At 70.7% G+C, this 17,961-nt stretch carries 13 protein-coding genes; all 13 read left to right on the top strand.

Going from position 1 to position 17,961, the window contains the following annotated elements:
• The first annotated feature begins 6 nt into the window (after positions 1-6).
• The 13 genes from AC1RGU_RS26515 to AC1RGU_RS26455 all read left to right on the top strand — a co-directional run bounded on the left by AC1RGU_RS26515 (position 7) and on the right by AC1RGU_RS26455 (position 17,939).
• Positions 7-876: a UDP-2,3-diacylglucosamine diphosphatase gene (locus AC1RGU_RS26515; protein ID WP_492698734.1), complete on the top strand. Its 870-nt coding sequence runs from the start codon at positions 7-9 to the stop codon at positions 874-876.
• Between the two features lie 149 nt (positions 877-1,025).
• Positions 1,026-2,228: an acyl-CoA dehydrogenase family protein gene (locus AC1RGU_RS26510; protein ID WP_492698732.1), complete on the top strand. Its 1,203-nt coding sequence runs from the start codon at positions 1,026-1,028 to the stop codon at positions 2,226-2,228.
• Between the two features lie 12 nt (positions 2,229-2,240).
• On the top strand, positions 2,241-3,392 hold the full coding sequence (locus AC1RGU_RS26505) for an acyl-CoA dehydrogenase family protein (protein WP_492698730.1): 1,152 nt from the start codon (positions 2,241-2,243) through the stop codon (positions 3,390-3,392).
• A gap of 4 nt (positions 3,393-3,396) precedes the next feature.
• Positions 3,397-4,911 carry an acetyl-CoA acetyltransferase gene (locus AC1RGU_RS26500; protein WP_492698728.1) on the top strand — a complete coding sequence of 505 codons (1,515 nt, stop codon included), beginning with the start codon at positions 3,397-3,399 and terminating at the stop codon, positions 4,909-4,911.
• Positions 4,908-5,687, top strand: coding sequence for an enoyl-CoA hydratase-related protein (locus tag AC1RGU_RS26495; protein WP_492698726.1), 780 nt, complete (start codon positions 4,908-4,910; stop codon positions 5,685-5,687). Before AC1RGU_RS26500 ends, AC1RGU_RS26495 begins: the two co-directional genes overlap by 4 nt.
• 17 nt (positions 5,688-5,704) lie before the next feature.
• Positions 5,705-6,532 carry an enoyl-CoA hydratase/isomerase family protein gene (locus AC1RGU_RS26490; RefSeq protein ID WP_492698724.1) on the top strand — a complete coding sequence of 276 codons (828 nt, stop codon included), beginning with the start codon at positions 5,705-5,707 and terminating at the stop codon, positions 6,530-6,532.
• Positions 6,533-6,638: 106 nt separating this feature from the next.
• The gene (locus AC1RGU_RS26485) at positions 6,639-7,742 is read left to right on the top strand and encodes a CaiB/BaiF CoA transferase family protein (protein WP_447747253.1); all 1,104 of its coding nucleotides are present in this window, start codon (positions 6,639-6,641) and stop codon (positions 7,740-7,742) included.
• Between the two features lie 73 nt (positions 7,743-7,815).
• Entirely contained in the window at positions 7,816-9,393 is a 1,578-nt protein-coding gene (locus tag AC1RGU_RS26480; RefSeq protein ID WP_492698722.1) for an acyl-CoA synthetase, read from the top strand.
• A gap of 27 nt (positions 9,394-9,420) precedes the next feature.
• Positions 9,421-10,980, top strand: a complete 1,560-nt coding sequence (locus tag AC1RGU_RS26475) for a long-chain-fatty-acid--CoA ligase (protein WP_492698720.1) — start codon at positions 9,421-9,423, stop codon at positions 10,978-10,980.
• Between the two features lie 38 nt (positions 10,981-11,018).
• Positions 11,019-12,170 carry an acyl-CoA dehydrogenase family protein gene (locus tag AC1RGU_RS26470; RefSeq protein WP_095947975.1) on the top strand — a complete coding sequence of 384 codons (1,152 nt, stop codon included), beginning with the start codon at positions 11,019-11,021 and terminating at the stop codon, positions 12,168-12,170.
• 5 nt (positions 12,171-12,175) lie between these two features.
• Complete coding sequence (locus tag AC1RGU_RS26465) at positions 12,176-12,967, top strand: enoyl-CoA hydratase/isomerase family protein (RefSeq protein WP_492698866.1); 792 nt, start codon at positions 12,176-12,178, stop codon at positions 12,965-12,967.
• A 41-nt stretch (positions 12,968-13,008) separates the two neighbouring features.
• Positions 13,009-13,902 (top strand): SDR family oxidoreductase, encoded by an 894-nt coding sequence (locus AC1RGU_RS26460; RefSeq protein ID WP_159279384.1) that lies wholly within the window; start codon positions 13,009-13,011, stop codon positions 13,900-13,902.
• Positions 13,903-14,105: 203 nt separating this feature from the next.
• Positions 14,106-17,939, top strand: coding sequence for an autotransporter domain-containing protein (locus AC1RGU_RS26455; RefSeq protein ID WP_492698718.1), 3,834 nt, complete (start codon positions 14,106-14,108; stop codon positions 17,937-17,939).
• The last annotated feature ends 22 nt before the right edge of the window (positions 17,940-17,961 follow it).

Genomic DNA, 17,961 nt, shown 5'->3' with positions numbered 1-17,961 from the left:
CGGACCATGCAACGCGACGACGCCTTCCTTCGCGCCTGGCGCGACACCGCGATCCAGCCTCCCGAGCCGGAGGACGACGATGCGGCGCGTCCGGCGCTGCGCTATCGCACCCTCTGGATCTCCGACCTGCACCTGGGCACGCCCGGCTGCCAGGCCAGGGCGCTGCTCGACTTTCTCAAGCACACCGAGTGCGAGACCCTGTTCCTGGTCGGCGACATCATCGACGGCTGGCAGCTCAAGCGCCACTGGTACTGGCCGCAGGCGCACAACGACGTGATCCAGAAGTTGTTGCGCAAGGCGCGCAAGGGCACGCGCGTGATCTTCATTCCGGGCAACCACGACGAGTTTGCCCGCAAGTACCTGAACCACAACTTCGGCGGCATCGACGTGGCCGACGAGTGGATCCACGAAACCGCGGACGGCCGCAAGCTGTGGATCATCCACGGCGACCTGTTCGACGGCGTGATCCAGTGCGCCAAGTGGCTCGCCTACGTGGGCGACTCGCTCTACGAGTTCACGCTCAAGCTCAACCGCCACCTCAACTCGCTGCGCGCGCGCATGGGGCTGCCGTACTGGTCGCTCTCGAAGTACCTCAAGGGCAAGGTCAAGCGCGCCGTGAGCTACGTGGGCGACTTCGAGAACGCCGTGGCCCGCGAGGCCCGCAACCGCGGCGCGCAGGGCGTGGTGTGCGGCCACATCCACCACGCCGAGATGCGCGATATCGACGGCATCCTGTACTGCAACGACGGCGACTGGGTGGAAAGCCTCACCGCGCTGGCCGAGCATGCCGACGGCACGCTCGAGATCATCGACTGGGTGCAGCACATGCCCGTCGGGACGCAAGCGGTGCCGGCGCGCGAAGCGGTCGCGGCCTGAACGTCCGGCCCCGCGCGGGCCTTGATCGAAGAACTGAAGAAAAAAGCGCTCACCGCCGCGGCGGGGCGCCCACGTTCGTCCGATCCGACGATGCCGCGCCGGCGCGCGCGCCGCACACTTGCCGGGTGTGAACCCTGTGAGACAACACCATGGCCTGGACCCTCAGCGCGGCGGAGACCGCGTTTCGCGACGAGGTTCGCGACTTTCTCGCGCGCGAGCTGACGCCTGAGCTGCGCGCCGCAGGGCGTCGCTGCTCCGGCATCTTCACCGACTACGCCGACGGCAACCGCTGGCACCGCGTGCTGGCCCGGCGCGGCTGGAGCGTGCCGCACTGGCCGGTGGAACACGGCGGCACCGGCTGGACGCCGATGCAGCACTACCTCTTCGCCAGCGAGCTGGCCGCGGCCGACGCGCCGCCGCGCGCCCCCATGGGGCCCGGCATGGTCGCGCCGGTGATCATCGCCTTCGGCACCGAGGCGCAGAAGCAGGCCTGGCTGCCGGGCATCCGCTCGGGCGAGGACTACTGGTGCCAGGGCTACTCCGAGCCGCAGTCGGGCTCCGACCTGGCCTCGCTGCAGTGCAAGGCGGTGCGTGACGGCGACGACTACGTCATCAACGGCACCAAGATCTGGACCACCCACGCGCAGTACGCCAACCGCATGTTCTGCCTTGTGCGCACGGCCTCGGGCGGCAAGGCGCAGCAGGGCATCAGCTTCCTGTGCTTCGACATCCCCCAGGCCGGCCTGACCATCCGCCCGATCATCAGCATCTCGGGCGACCACGAGCTCAACCAGGTGTTCTTCGACGACGTGCGCGTGCCCGCCAGCGGCCTCATCGGCGAGGAGAACCAGGGCTGGACGGTGGCCAAGTACCTGCTGCAGCACGAGCGCGGCGGGGCCTGGGCGCCGATGCTGCGCGCGCGCCTGCGCCGGCTGCGCGCCGCCGCCAACAGCGCCTTCGCCGCCGCGGGCGACACCGCCGCCGACGAGGCGCGCGAGATGGCGCTGCGCCTGGCCGAGATGGACTGCGCCATCGATGCGGTCGAAGCCACCGAGTTGCAGTCGCTGCGCGCCCAGGCACGCGGCGAGCCGCACGGCATCCGGCCGTCGATGGGCAAGGTGATGGGCTCCGAGCTGCGCCAGCGCCTGACCGAGCTCGGCGTGGAGATCGCCGCGCACTACGCGGCGGCTGATTTGCCGCTGGACGACGGCCTGCAGGGCGCGCTCGCCGTGCCCGAGGAGGCGGTGTTCTCGATGTCCGCCTACCTCAACGACCGCGCCGCGTCGATCTACGCGGGCTCGAACGAAGTGCAGCGCAACATCATCGCGGCGCAGTTGCTGCAATCACGCTGAGGCCCGTTTTTCATGACCACCCTCGCCGACCAAGACGACACCCTCGCGATGCTGCGCGACAGCCTCGCGCGCTACCTCGACGACCAGCACGGCTTCGAGCAGCGCCTCCATGCGCTGGCCGCCGCAGACGATGCACCGCCGCCGTTCTGGCAAGGCCTGGCAAGTGACCTCGGCCTGCTGGGCGCGGCCCTGCCCGAATCGCAGGGCGGACTGGGCCTCGGCCTGGCCGCGCACCTCGCGTTGCTGCCCACGCTGGGCGGCGCGCTCGCGGCCGAGCCGTATCTTTCGACGCTGGTGATCGGCGCCGGCCTGCTGCAGCGCCAGCCGGGCGCGCAGGCCGATGCGCTGCTCGCGCGCGTCGTCGCCGGGCAGGCCGTGCTGGCCTTCGCGCACGATGAGCCGCACAGCCGCCACGCACGCGACGACGTGCGCACGACGCTCGTGCGCGAGGCCGACGGCCGGCTGAAGCTCGACGGCCGCAAGGCCGTGGTGCAGGCCGCGCCATGGGCCAGCCATTTCATCGTCACGGCACGCAGCGACAAGGGCTTGTCGTTGCTGGTCGTGCCCAAGGACGCGCCCGGCGTGCAGCTGCGCGCCTACCGCACGCGCGACGGCGGCCGCGCGGCCGACATCGCCTTCGACGCGGTGCGCCTGAATGCCGATGCCTTGCTCGGCGAGGAAGGCGCAGCACTGCCGCAGATCGAGCAGGCGCTCGACGAGGCCACGCTCGCGGTCTGCGCCGAGTCCATCGGCATCCTGCGCCGGCTGATGCGCGACACGCTCGACTACGTGCGCCAGCGCAAGCAGTTCGGCGTGCCGATCTCCAGCTTCCAGGTGCTGCAGCACCGGCTGGCCGACATGCACATGGCACTCGAGCAGGCCGACGCGCTCACCGCCAGCGTGGGCGAAGCACTGGCCGCGGGGGCCGATGCGGCCTCGCGCGCACGCGCCGTGTCGTCCGCCAAGGTCGCGGTCGCCAAGGCCTGCCGCGCCGTGGGGCAGGGCGCGGTGCAGCTGCACGGTGGCATGGGCATGACGGAAGAACTCGCCGTCGGCCACTACGTGCGCCGCGCCACCCTCATCGAAGGCCAGTTCGGCCCGCCCGCGTGGCACCTGCGCCGCGTGGCGCAGCTGCAGCAACAACAACCCTTCTCACAGCACTAACCCCATGACAGCACTGGACGACCGCACGACGGTCATCGTCGGCGTCGGCGAGATCACGCACCGCACCAAAGAGGCCGCCGAAGGCCTCGAACCCATCGAGCTGATGGCGCGCGCCATGCGCGCTGCCGCACAGGACAGCGGCGCCGCCGCGCTGCTGGCCGGCCTCGACTCGCTCGACGTCGTCTGCGAGTACTCGTGGCCCTACACCGACGCGCCCGCGCTGCTCAACGCGCGGCTGGGCTGCAGCCCGGCGCGCAGCGTCTACGGCGTCACCGGTGGCGAATCGCCGGTGCGCTACATCCACGAGGCCGCGCTGCGCATCGCGCGCGGCGAGAGCAAAGTGGCCGCCATCACTGGCGCCGAGGCGCGCTACACGGTCGATGCCGCCGCCAAGCTCGGCATCGCGCTGGACTGGACCCCGCGCGACGACAGCGTGAAGCTGGTGCGCGGCACCGACATCTGCCACCCCGTGGCGATCCAGCTCGGCGCGGCCATGCCGACCACCATCTACCCCTTCTACGAGAACGCCGCGCTCGCCCACTGGGGCCAGACGCCGCGCCAGGCGCAGGACGAGTCGTCGCGCCTGTGGGCGCGCTACTCCGAGGTGGCCGCCGCCAACCCCTACGCCTGGCTGCGCAAGCCCTTCACGCCCGAAGACATCGCGCGCATCGATGGGGCCAACCGCCTCATCGCCTGGCCCTACACCAAGCACATGGTGGCCAACCCGCTGGTCAACATGGGCGCGGCCGTGCTGCTCACCAGCGTGGGCCATGCGCGCGAACTCGGCATTCCCGAAGACCGCTGGGTCTACGTGTGGGACGGCGCCGCCGCGCGCGAGCCACGCGACTACCTGCAGCGCGACCAGTACCACCGCTCGCACGCGCAGGACCTGGTGATGGAAACCGTGCTCGCGCAGGTCGGCGGCGACGCCTCGACCTTCGAGATGCTGGAGTTGTACAGCTGCTTCCCCATCGTGCCCAAGATGGCGCGCCGCACGCTGGGCCTGGCACCCGAGGCGCGCATGACCTCCACCGGCGGCCTGAGCTTCTTCGGCGCGCCGCTCAACGACTACATGACGCACGCCGCCGCCGGCCTGGTGCGCGCACTGCGCGCCGCGCCGAAGGGCAAGGCGGCGCTGCTCTACGGGCAGGGCGAGTACGTCACCAAGCACCACGCGCTGGTGCTGGGCTCCAGCCCGCCGCCGCAGGGGCTTCCGAAGCCCGACTACGACGTGCAGGCCGCCGCCGATGCGCGGCGCGGCCCGGTGCCGCCGCTGGTGCTGCAGTACGCGGGCGCCGCCACGCTGGAGACCTTCACCGTGGTCTACGGCCGCGACGGCCAGCCTTCGCAGGGCATCGTGATCGCGCGCACGCCGGCCGGCGAACGGCTCATGGCGCGCGTCGAGGCCACGGACACGGCCTCGCTGAAGGTGCTGACCGACCTGGACCGCAGCCCCGTCGGTTGCAGCGGCACGGTGACGGCCGGTGCGGACGATCTTTTGAACTGGAGCGTGTCATGAGCGCAGTCACCGTCGAACGTCTGCCGGGCAACGTCGCCCTCGTCACCATCGACCGCCCCGAGGCGCGCAACGCCGTCAACGGCGACGTGGCGTCGGGCCTCGAAGCCGCCGTCGATGCCACCGAGGCCGACGACGACATCCGCGCCGTGGTGCTCACCGGCGCCGGCCGCGAGGCCTTCTGCGCGGGCGCCGACCTGAAGGAGGTGTCGGCCGGCCGCGGCAGTGCGCTGCGCACCGAGCGCGGCGGCTTCGCGGGCTTCGTGTACCGCGAGCGCAGCAAGCCGTGGATCGCCGCCGTCAACGGCAAGGCGCTGGCCGGCGGCACCGAACTCGTGCTGGCCTGCGACCTCGTCGTGGCCGTGCGGCAGGCCGCCTTCGGCCTGCCCGAGGTGCTGCGCGGGCTGATCGCCGCGGCGGGCGGGCTGTACCGGCTGCCGCGCGCCATTCCGCCGAACATCGCGCTCGAACTGATCCTCACGGCGGGCCAGCTCGATGCCGAGCGCGCGCACGGCTTCGGCTTGGTCAACCGCCTCGTGCCCGACGTCGAGGGGCTGCGCGAGGCCGCGCTGGCGCTGGCCGCCGAGATCGCACGCAACGCTCCGGTGGCAGTGCGCCAGAGCCTGCGCGTGGCGCGCGAGGCGAACAGCGGGCTCGACGAGGCCGCGCTGCGCGCCCTCACGCGCGATGCCTTCGAACGCGTGGCCGCGAGCGAAGACTTCAAGGAAGGCCCGCGCGCCTTCATCGAAAAACGCGCGCCGCGCTGGACCGGTCGCTGAACAAGAAAGAGACAGCCATGCCCGACAGCGAAGCAGACGACATCCTCATCGACCGCAGCCGCGCCGGCATCGCACTGCTCACGCTGAACCGCCCGGCGCGCCTGAACGCGCTGAGCCAGCCCACCGTGCGGCGCCTGTGCGCCGCGCTCGACGCACTGGCGCAGGACGACAGCGTGCGCGTGCTGGTGCTCACCGGCGCCGGGCGCGGCTTCTGCGCCGGCTGGGACCTCACCACGCCGCTCACGCGCCGCGACGACCAGCCGCTCGACGGCGAGCCTTCGGTGGCCGACCTGATGGCGGGGCAGGAGCTGTTCGCCGGCATGGTGCGGCGGCTGCGCGCGCTCGACAAGGTGGTGATCGCCGCCGTCAACGGCGTGGCCGTGGGCGCGGGCTTTGCGCTCACGCTGGGCGCCGACATCCGCGTGGCCGCGCGCTCCGCATCGTTCCATGTGGGCGCGGTGCGCATCGGCCTCACGGCCGGCGAGTGCGGCATCAGCTACCACCTGCCGCGGCTGGTGGGCGCCTCGCGCGCCTTCGAGCTCATGCTCACGGGCCGACCCGTGCCGGCCGACGAGGCCGAGCGCATCGGCCTCGTCGCCGCGCTGGTGGACGACGAGGCCCTGCTGCCGCGCGCGCTCGCCCTGGCCGCCGACGTGCTGCGCAACAGCCCCTACGCCACGCGCCACACCAAGCAGCTCATGTGGGCCAACCTCGAAGCCCCGAGCCTCGACGCCGCGCTCGAAGTGGAAAACCGCGCCCAGGTTCTGGCGCTGAAAACCGAGGATTTCCGCGAGGCCGCCGCCGCCTTCGCGGCCAAGCGCGCGCCCGTCTTCACGGGGCGCTGAACCGTCTTTCCGCGCTTTCGTCGCTTCCGACGATGCGACGCCGGCGCCCGCGCGCCAAGATGCCTTCACACAACAGGCCGCCGGGTGCGCGCCAGAGGAGACACACATGGCAGGACCCCTGAAAGGACTTCGGGTCGTCGAGATGGCCGGCATCGGCCCCGGCCCCTTTTGCGCGATGCTGTTCGCCGACATGGGCGCGGAGGTGCTGCGCATCACGCGCCCCGGCACGCGGCGCGACCCCCACGACATCCTGGCGCGCGGGCGCAGCACCTGGGAGGTCGACCTGCGCGCCCCCGACGCCGCCGCGCCGGTGCTCGACGCCATCGCGCGCGCCGACATCCTCATCGAGGGCTTCCGCCCCGGCGTGATGGAACGCCTGGGCCTGGGCCCGGCCGAATGCCTCGCGCGCAACCCGCGCCTGGTCTACGGCCGCATGACCGGCTGGGGCCAGCACGGGCCGCTGGCGCACGCGGCGGGCCACGACATCAACTACATCGCCATCAGCGGCGCGCTGCACGCCATCGGCCGCTCGGGCGAGGCGCCCGTGCCGCCGCTGAACTACGTGGGCGACTTCGGCGGCGGCGCCATGCTGCTGGCCTTCGGCCTGCTGGCCGCGCTGCACGAGGTCAAGGCCTCGGGCCAGGGGCAGGTGGTCGACGCCGCCATGACCGACGGCGCCGCCCTGCTGTCGGCCATGATGTACGGCTTCAAGTCGGCCGGCCAGTGGAGCAACCAGCGCGGCGAGAACCTGCTCGACGGCGGCGCCCACTTCTACGACACCTACGCCTGCGCCGACGGCAAGTACGTGGCCATCGGTTCCATCGAGCCGCAGTTCTACGCCCTGCTGCGCGAGCGCTGCGGCCTGGTCGACGACCCCGCCTTCGACGCCCAGATGGACGCCGACCGCTGGCCGCTGCTCAAGCTGCGCCTGGCCGACGTGTTCCGCACCCGCACGCGCGACGAGTGGTGCGTGCTGCTCGAAGGGAGCGACGCCTGCTTCGCCCCCGTGCTCGACTGGGACGAGGCCCCGCAGCACCCGCACAACGTGGCGCGCGGCACCTTCGCCACCGTGGGCGGCGTGGTGCAGCCCGCGCCCGCGCCGCGCTTCAGCCGCACCGCGCCGGTCGTGCCACCGGCCGTGTCGCCGGACGACGGGCCTGCGCTGCTGAAGCGCTGGGGCGCGGCAGCGCCCGTGGCCGAAGCCCGCTGACGTCCTCGTTTTCCGGGCATGCGCGTTCGCGCATGCATGGCATTTCCGCACCGCACCGACAGGAGCCTTGTCCATGCCCACCACGCCTCCGCCGCTGTACCTCACGCAGGCCCTGCACCGCGCCATGCAGTGCAGCCCGCGCGCCGTCGCCACCGTGTTCCAGGGCCGCACGCGCACGTACGGCGAACTCGGCGATCGCGTCGCGCGCCTGGCGGGCGGGCTGCGCCGCCTGGGCGTGCAGCCCGGCGACCGCGTGGGCGTGCTCGCGCTCAACGCCGACCGCACGCTGGAGTACTACCTGGCCGTGTGGTGGGCCGGCGGCGTGGTCAACCCGGTCAACACGCGCTGGAGCGTGGCCGAGATGGCGCACTCGCTCGACGACTGCGCGACGCACATCCTGTTCGTGGACGACCAGTTCCTGGCGACGGCGGACGCGCTGCGCGCCGCCGCGCGCGCCGTCACCACCTGGGTCTACATGGGCGAGCGCCAGGCGCCCGCGGGCATGACGGAATACGAAGCGCTGGTCCGCGAGAGCGAGCCCGTGCCCGACGCGCTGCGCGGCGGCGACGACCTGGCCGGCGTGTTCTACACCGGCGGCACCACCGGCCGGCCCAAGGGCGTGATGCTCAGCCACGCGGCGCTGGTGATCAATGCGCAGGTGTCGATGCTCGGCGCCTTCTTCGACGACAGCGCGCGGCTGTTGCAGGTGGCGCCGCTCTTTCACCTGGCGGGGCTGTCGTTCCTGCTGCGCGGCGTGCTGATGGGCTGCGCGCAGATCATCCTGCCGGGCTTCTCGGTGGACGGCATGCTCGCCGCCATCGAGCGGGACCGCGCCACCAACCTCATGGCCGTGCCCGCGATGCTGCAGATGCTGGTGGACGACCCGCGCACGGCGCAGGCCGACCTGTCGAGCGTGCGCTTCGTCGGCTACGGCGCCTCGCCCATCACCGAGGCGCTGCTGGAGCGCGCCTTCGCCACCTTCCCGCAGGCCGAGTTCGCGCAGGGCTACGGCATGACCGAGCTGTCGGCCGGCGTGAGCTACCTCACGCGCCACTACCACTCGCCCGAAGGCCGCAAGCTCGGCAAGCTGGCCTCGGCCGGGCAGGCGCTCTCGGGCATCGACCTGCGCGTGTGCGACGGCGACGGCCGCGAGGTGCCGCGCGGCACCGTGGGCGAACTCACGGTGCGCAGCCCGTGCGTGATGCAGGGCTACTGGAACCTGCCCGAGCAGACGGCCGCCGCGTTACAGGGCGGCTGGATGCACACCGGCGACGCCGCGCGCATGGACGACGACGGCTTCGTCTTCATCGTCGACCGCTACAAGGACATGATCGTGAGCGGCGGCGAGAACATCTACTGCGCCGAGGTCGAGGGCGCGCTCGCGCGCCACCCCGCCGTGGCCGCCGCCGCCGTCATCGGCGTGCCCGACGAGCGCTGGGGCGAGGCCGTGCATGCGGTGGTGGTGCGCAAGCCCGGCAGCGATGCCGATGCCGAGGCGCTCATCGCCCATTGCCGCGAACTGATCGCCGGCTACAAGTGCCCGCGCAGCGTGGCGTTCGTCGACGCGCTGCCGATCTCGGGCGCCGGCAAGGTCATGAAGTACCGCCTGCGCGAGCCGCACTGGGCCGGCCACGCACGCCGGGTTGCCTGACAAAAAAACCACCTAGGAGACGACACCATGTTCCTCACCCAGCCCCTGCACAAGGGCCGCCGCGAGAAGGCCCGCGAGACCGCCGTGGTCTGCGGCAACCACCGCCTGGACTTCGCGACCCTCACCGACCGCGTGGCGCGCCTGGGCGCCGTGCTGCAGCAGCTCGGCATGGCGCGCGGCGACCGCGTCGGCATGATGAGCCTGAACTCGCACCGCTTCGTCGAGTTCTTCTTCGGCACCTGGTGGGGCGGCGGCGTCATCAACCCGGTGAACATCCGCTGGAACCCGAAGGAGGTCGCCTACTCGCTGGACGACTGCGACACGCGCATCCTGCTGGTGGACGACCTGTTCGCGCCCATGGCCGGCGAGCTGCGCAAGCTTTCGACCTCGCTGCGGACCGTGGTGTATTGCGGCGACGGCCCCGTGCCCGAGGGCATGGTCGGCTACGAGGCGCTGCTGGCCGACGCGCAACCCATCGACGACGCGCCGCACAGCGCCGACGAGCTGGCCGCCATCATGTACACCGGCGGCACCACCGGCCGGCCCAAGGGCGTGATGCTCACCCACGGCAGCCTCTACATCAACGCGCTGAGCTCGGTGGCCGCGGTGCCGCGCGAGACGCGCAACGCCGCCGTGGTCATCGCCGTGCCCATGTTCCACGTGGCCGGCTGCGGGCTGTCGCTGCAGAGCATCCTGCGGCTGGTGCCGCAGCACGTGGTGCCGATGTTCGACGAGGTGGCGATCCTGCAGGCCATCCAGGCCGCGCGCGCCACCGAGATGTTCCTCGTGCCCACCATGATCAAGCGCGTGATCGAGCACCCGCGCTTTGCCGAGTTCGACCTGTCGAGCCTGCAGATGCTGCTGTACGGCGCCGCGCCCATCGACGTGGCGCTGCTCGAGCAGGCCATGGCCGCGCTGCCCGCCACGAGTTTCTCGCAGGCCTACGGCATGACCGAGCTGTCGCCCACCGTGGCCGTGTTGATGCCGCACTTCCACCTGCCCGGCCCCGACCGCAACCGCCTGCTGCGCGCGGCCGGCACGCCGGTGCCCGTGGCCGAGATCCGCATCGTCGACGGCGAGGACAACGAGCTGCCCCCCGGCCAGGTCGGCGAGATCGTCGCACGCGGCCCGATGGTCATGAAGGGCTACTGGAACAAGCCCGCCGAGACCGAGGCCGCGCTGCGCGGCGGCTGGATGCACACCGGCGATGGCGGCTACATGGACGAACACGGCCTGCTGTTCGTGGTCGACCGCATGAAGGACATGATCGTGAGCGGCGGCGAGAACGTGTACTCGGCCGAGGTCGAGAACGCCATCGCCCAGATGCCGCAGGTGCTGATGTCCGCCGTCATCGGCGTGCCCGACGACAAGTGGGGCGAGCGCGTGCATGCGGTGATCGTTCTGCGCGAGGGCATGCCGCTCACCGCCGACGACGTCATCGCCCATTGCCGCGACCAGATCGCCAACTACAAGTGCCCGCGCAGTGTGGAGTTCCGCGATGCGCTGCCGCTGTCGGCCGCCGGCAAGCTGCAGAAGTTCCAGCTGCGCGAACCTTTCTGGGCGGGTAAAGAACGCCGCGTGGGTTGAACCCATTTCCCTTATTTCAAGACACTGAAGGACACCCCATGCCCATCGATTTCCGCCGCTCGTGGAGCGACGAAGAACTGGAGCTGTACCGCGACAACGTCGTGCGTTTCGTCGAGACCGAAGTCGTGCCGCACGACGAAGAGGCGCGCAAGCGCGGCCATGTCGGCCACGAGGTGTGGCGCAAGGCCGGCGCCCTCGGCCTGCTGTGCTCCGACATCCCCGAGGCCTACGGCGGCGCGGGCGGCGACTTCCGCCACGAGGCCGTGTTCTACGAAGAGAAGGCGCGCCGCGCGCTCAGCGGCATGGCCAGCTCGGTGCACACCATCGTGGCGCACTACTTCCTGAACCACGGCACCGAGGAACAGAAGCAACGTTACCTGCCGCGCATGGCGCGCGGCGAGCTGGTCGGCGCCATCGCCATGACCGAGCCCGGCGCCGGCTCCGACCTGCAGGGCGTGCGCACGCGCGCCGAGAAGCAGCCCGACGGCAGCTACCGCATCCGCGGCTCCAAGACCTTCATCACCAACGGCTTTCTTGCGGGCGTGGTGCTGGTCGTGGCCAAGACCGACCCGACGCAGGGCGCCAAGGGCACCTCGATCCTCATCGTCGAGACCGAGGGCTGCGAGGGCTACCGCGTGGGCCGCGTGCTCGACAAGATCGGCATGAAGGCGCAGGACACCTCGGAGCTCTTCTTCGACGACGTGCACGTGCCGGCCGACGCGCTGCTCGGCGGCCAGGAAGGGCAGGGCTTCTTCCAGCTCATGAGCGACCTGCCGTACGAGCGCACCATCATCGGCGTGAACGCACTGGCCACCATGGAAGGCGCCTACCAGGCCACGCTCGACTACGTGCGCGACCGCAAGGCCTTCGGCAAGCCGATCGCCGAGTTCCAGAACACCAAGTTCAAGCTGGCCGAGATCGCCACGCAGATCAAGGTCGGCCGCGCCTTCATCGACCGCTGCGTGGAAGACCTCGTGGCTGGCCGGCTCGACACCGCCACCGCCTCCATGGCCAAGCTCTGGGCCTCCGAGACGCAGGGCCGCGTGGTCGACGAGTGCCTGCAGCTCTTTGGCGGTTACGGCTTCATGACCGAGTACATGGTCGCGCGCATGTACGCCGACGGGCGCGTGCAGCGCATCTACGGCGGCACCAACGAGATCATGAAAGAAGTGATCTCGCGCGCGCTGTGACGGCGATGAACGAGGTGCTGCAGGTCGAGCGGCGCGGCGAGGTCGCCTGGCTCACGCTGAACCGCCCCGAACGCCTGAACGCGCTCGACCCGGCGCTGGTGCGCGCGCTGCGCGAGTATTTCGAAGGGCTGAACGCACGCAGCCCCGAGCGCGTGGTCGTGCTGCAGGGCGCGGGCCGTGCCTTCTGCGCCGGGCTCGACCTGAAGGAACAGGTGGGCGGCGAAGACCTCGGCGTGGCCGACATGCTCGAACAGCAGAAGGGCATTCGCGACATCATGCTCGCCATGCGCCGCTGCCCGCAGCCCATCGTCAGCGTGGTGCAGGGCGCAGCCAGCGGCGGCGGCTTTGCGCTCGCGCTGGCCTCCGACGTGCGCCTGGCCACGCCCGACGCGCGCATGAACGCCGCCTTCATCCGCATCGGCCTGTCGGCCTGCGACGTGGGCGTGAGCTACTTCCTGCCGCGCATGGTGGGCAGCTCGGTCGCGGCCGAGTACATGCTCACCGGCCGCTTCATGGACGCGCAGCGCGCCTGCGCGCTGGGCCTCGTGAGCCGCGTCGATGCGCTGCCCGCGTTGCAGGCCGAGGCGCAGGCGCTGGCCGACGACATGCTCCATGCGACGCCCGTGGCGCTGCGCCTGACCAAGGAGGCGCTCGGCATTGCCGTGGACGCCGGCAGCATGGAAGCGGTGATTGCCATGGAAGACCGCAACCAGGTGCTGTGCACCCAGACCCGCGATTTCCGCGAAGGCATGAGCGCCTTCCTCGAGAAGCGCGCGCCCGTCTACACGGGGCGCTGAGCTTCATTCCGAATTTCAACGGACCGCACACAAGGATTTCCATGACCCTCGACGACCTGATGTTCAAGCCCGGCCTGCTGGCCGGCCGCCGCTACCTCGTGACCGGCGGCGGCAGCGGCCTGGGCCGCGTGATGAGCGAGGCGCTGCTGCTGCTCGGCGCCCACGTGTACATCTGCGGGCGCCGCGCGCCCGTGCTCGAAGAAACGGCGGCCGAGCTGATGCACCTGCACGGCGGGCGCGTGACGCCCAAGACCTGCGACATCCGCCACGACGCGCAGATCACCGAGATGCTCGATGAAATCTGGGCCGACGGCGGCGCGCTCGACGGCCTGGTCAACAACGCCGCGGGCAACTTCGTGAGCCGCACCGAAGACCTGTCGCCGCGCGCCTTCGACGCCATTTCGAGCATCGTCTTTCGCGGCAGCTTCTGCATGACGCTCGAATGCGGCAAGCGCTGGCTGGCCGAAGGCAAGGCCGCGTCGGTGCTGTCGATCCTCACCACCTGGGTGTGGAACGGCTCGCCCTTCACCGTGCCTTCGGCCATGTCGAAAGCCGGGCTGCACGCCATGACGCAGTCGCTCGCGGTCGAGTGGGCCGGGCGCGGCATCCGCTTCAACGCCATCGCGCCGGGCCTGTTTCCCACCGAGGGAATGAGCGCGCGCCTGAACCCCGGCGGCGGCGAGCACAAGGCCGAGCGCAACCCCATGGAGCGCAACGGCCGCATGCCCGAGCTGGCCAACCTCGCGGCCTACCTGCTCGGCCCGGGCTCGGAGTACGTCAACGGCCAGACCATCGCCATCGACGGCGCGCAGTTCCAGGCCACGGGCGGGAATTTCTCGCGCATGTCGCAGTGGCAGGACGAAGACTGGAAACGCGCGCGCGAGCACATCGCGGGGCGCGACGCGCAGGACAAGCGGCAGCGGCTGGCGGCCTGAAAGCGCCGCAACCTAGGGAAAAACTTCCGCGACCGGATTCCAAAGTATCGGAACAAGCACCGACGAGATCACAAAGAACGACCCCTCTTTCCAGAATTTAACGACCGTTAACCGGCCCGTGCGCGACGTCTTCACGACGTGGCTTCACCGGCAGGGCGACGGTCTTTTCATTCCATACCAAGACAGAGAGGGTTCGTTCCGTCATGACGAGATCACCGAAGTTCAAGCGCAGGGCCGTGGCCCGCGCCGCCGTGTGCGTGCTGGGTTCGATGCTGGCCACCGCGGCCGGTGCACAGGCCTATCCGGGCGACCCCGGCATGATCGGCGACCCGGCCAGCTGGCGCACGAAGGAGTTCCTGGCCGACTGGGGGCTCGGGGCGATGAAGACCGAGTACGCCTACGCGGCGGGCTTCACCGGCAAGGGCGTGAAGCTGGGCGTGATCGACTCGGGGTTCGATGTGCGCCACACACGCGAGCTGCCACTCACGCGCTTCACGGCGCTGGTGACGGCGACGTCCAACGGGGCGTACAGCGAGTTCGCGGCGGATGGCTCCGTGCTCAATGGCAAGGACGCGGGTTACGGTTTCCACGGCACCCACGTGTCCGGCACCGTGGGCGCCAGCCGGGACGGGCAGGACATCAAGAACAACATGCACGGCGTGGCATTCAATGCCAACGTGTTCGTGGGCAACACCAATGCGCCCGACGCGCTGAAGTCGAGTGCCGGGTTGAGTCCGGACAGCTACCGCCACGCCACCACCGAGAACTTCCGCAATCTCTACCAGGGCATGCGCGACGCGGGCGTGCGGGTCATCAACAACAGCTGGGGCAATCCGAGCAATCGGAATTTCAGCACACAGAACGCGGTCACCGCCGACTACCTGCAGTACCTGCGCGGGCCGTCCTGGGTCGACGCCGCGATCGACGCCACGAAGCCCCAGGCCGATGGCAAGGAAGGGGTCATCCAGGTGTTCGCCGCCGACAACCAGGGGCAGGCCAATCCGGCGGCGCGCGGGGCGCTTCCTTATTTCAGGCCCGACGTGGAGGGGCATTGGTTGACGGTGACGGGGGCCAGTCAGACAAAAACGGGCTACCAGCAGCACAGCTCCCTCAACAAGTGCGGCATCGCCAAGTACTGGTGCGTGGCCACCCCCGGGGCCGGTATCACGAGCACCGTGTTCGACGGGGCCTACGGGACCTACACCGGCACCTCGATGGCGGCGCCGCATGCCACGGGGGCCCTGGGCGTCATCATGGAGCGCTTTCCGTACATGACCAACGAGCAGGCGCTGCAGGTGCTGCTCACCACGGCCACCAGGCTCGACGGCTCGCGCCAGGCGGCGCCCGATGCGGTGATCGGCTGGGGCCTCGTCAACCTCGAGAACGCCATGAAGGGGCCGGGCCAGCTGCTCAAGCGCACGGTCATCGACATGCCTGGCGGCACGGCCGACACGTGGCGCAACGACATCTTGGAGACGGGGCTGGTCCAGCGCAAGCAGGAAGAAGCCGCCGAGATCGTGCGCCTGGGTGCGCTCGTGAAGGGGCCGGTGGCCCTGGACTCCTTCAAACCTCTGGGCGAGGAGGCCATTGCATTACTCAATGCATTGCGCGCCGCCATGCTTTCCGGCGGTGACTACGCTGATGCCCTGGCGGCCGCGAAGGCGAATTCGCTTGCGAAATCCAGCGCCGAGGTGTTCGAACTAATGCGCAATCTCTTTGGGCCGGGAAGTCCCCAGTGGGGCGATCTTCCGTTGGCCTTGAGCATCCCGGTGGAGGAAATCATGACGGCTGTCGAGGACAAGGCGAGGACGGTCAACGTCGACTGGGACCGCCTGACCCACCTGCGCAGCAAGACCGACGAGGACTACCGCGGCAGCCTCGTGAAGGCCGGCGCCGGGCGGCTGGTGCTCACGGGCACCAACACCTACTCGGGCGACACGCACATCCAGGCCGGCGAGCTCGCGCTGGGCGAGGGCGGCGCCACCGGCTCCATCACCAGCCACGTGGCCATCGACGCGGGCGCCAGCTTCGCCATCGACCGAAGCGACGCCTACGACTTCACCTACAACATCACCGGCGCGGGCGACCTGCGCACCACGGGCGGCACGACCGGCGAAGGCGTCACCACCTTGAGCGGCGCCAACAGCTACAGCGGTGCGACCTGGGTGCAGGGCGGCACGCTGCGCGCGGGCTCGGCCACCGGCCTGTCGAACGCCAGCGCGTTCACGGTGGCCGGCAAGGCGAAGCTCGACCTCAACGGCTTCGACGCCACCATCGGCTCGCTGGCCGGCGCGGGCGACGTGGCCGTGGGCACCGGCACGCTGACCACCGGCGGCAACGACCGTTCGACGCAGTTCGCGGGCCGCTTCAGTGGCAGCGGCGGCCTCGTCAAGGCGGGCGCGGGCAGCTTCGAGCTCACCGGCGACTCCGGCGCCTTCACGGGCAAGACCTCGGTGGCGCAGGGCATGTTGTCGGTGAACGGCACGCTGGGCGGCGAGATGGCCGTGCTGTCGGGCGGGCGTTTGCAGGGCAGCGGCACGGTCGGCAGCACCACCATCGCCGCGGGCGGTGTTGTGGCGCCGGGCAATTCCATCGGCACGCTGCACGTGGCCGGCAACGCACGCTTCGCGCCGGGCGCGACCTTCGAGGCCGAACTGAGCGGCACCGACGCACAGGCCGACCGGCTCGACGTCAGCGGCCACGCCACGCTCGAAGGCGGCACGGTGCGCGTGCTCGGCGGCTACGTTCTGGGCGCGCGCTACACGCTGCTGAACGCCGAGGGCGGCGTGAGCGGCACCTTCGCCGACTTCAGCGTGGCCAAGGACTACCTCTTTCTCTCACCGAAGCTGGGCTACACCGCGACGCAGGTCTATACCGAGGCCATGCGCAACAGCGTGTCGTTCGCGTCGGTCGCGCAGTCGGGCAACCAGCGTGCGATCGGTGGCAATCTCGATGGCGCGGCCGCATGGAGCCCGGCGCTGGCCGCCGCGCTGCAGCTGGAGAGCGTGCCGGCCGCACGCGCGGCCTTCGACAGCCTGTCGGGTGAGGTGCATGCCTCCGCGAAGACGGCGCTCATCGAAGACAGCCGCTTCGTGCGCGAGGCCGCGATGGAGCGCCTGCGTGCCTCGGCCGGCACGGCGGGCGCGTCCACGGCGCCAGTCAAGATCAACGACCGCGCCGGCCAGTCGCACATGGCCGCACCGACCACGGGCGAGACGGTCTTCTGGAGCCAGGCCCTGCACTCGACCGGCCGTGCGCGCGGCGACGGCAACGCCGCACGACTCGATCGCTCGGTCGACGGCCTGCTGATGGGCGGCGACACCCGCGTGGGCGACAACGCGCGCCTGGGCGTGACCGGCGGCTACAGCCGCAGCAAGGTCGACGTGGACGCGCGTTCGTCCTCGGGCGATGCCACCAGTTACCACCTGGGCCTGTATGGCGGCACCAGGCTCGGCCCGTGGGCCCTGCGCGCCGGCGCAGCTTATGCGCGGCACGACGTGGACACCACGCGCCAGGCGCGCGTGGCGGGCTTGGCGGATTCGCTCAAGAGCAACCACGACGCATCGACCACGCAGGTCTTCGGCGAAGTGGGCTACAGCCTGGCGGCCGGTGACGTGGCACTGGAGCCCTTCGCCAACCTGGCACACGTCACGCTGCACACCGACGCGTTCTCGGAGCGCGGCACGTGGGCGGCGCTGCAGGCGCGCAGCGGCAGCGCGAACGTCGGCCTGTCGACGCTGGGCCTGCGCGCATCGACCGCGGTGCGCCTGGGCAATGTCGACGCCACGCTCAAGGGCATGGTCGGCTGGCGCCGCGCCTACGGCGACCTGACGCCGTTCAGCAGCGTCGCATTGCCGGGCGCCACGGGCTTCTCTGACATTGCGGGCGTGGCGGTGGCGAAGAACGCGGCGGTGCTGCAACTCGGCATGGACTTCGCGTTCTCGCCGCGCGCGACCTTCGGCGTGTCGTACGGCGGCCAGTTCGGCGGCAAGGCGCGCGACCAGTCGGTGAAGGCGAATCTGAACGTGTCGTTCTGACGAAAGGCGAGGGTTTGGGCCC

This window comes from Variovorax sp. GW823-FHT02B07, assembly GCF_058797695.1.
This window is presented reverse-complemented; position numbering and strand designations above follow the sequence as displayed.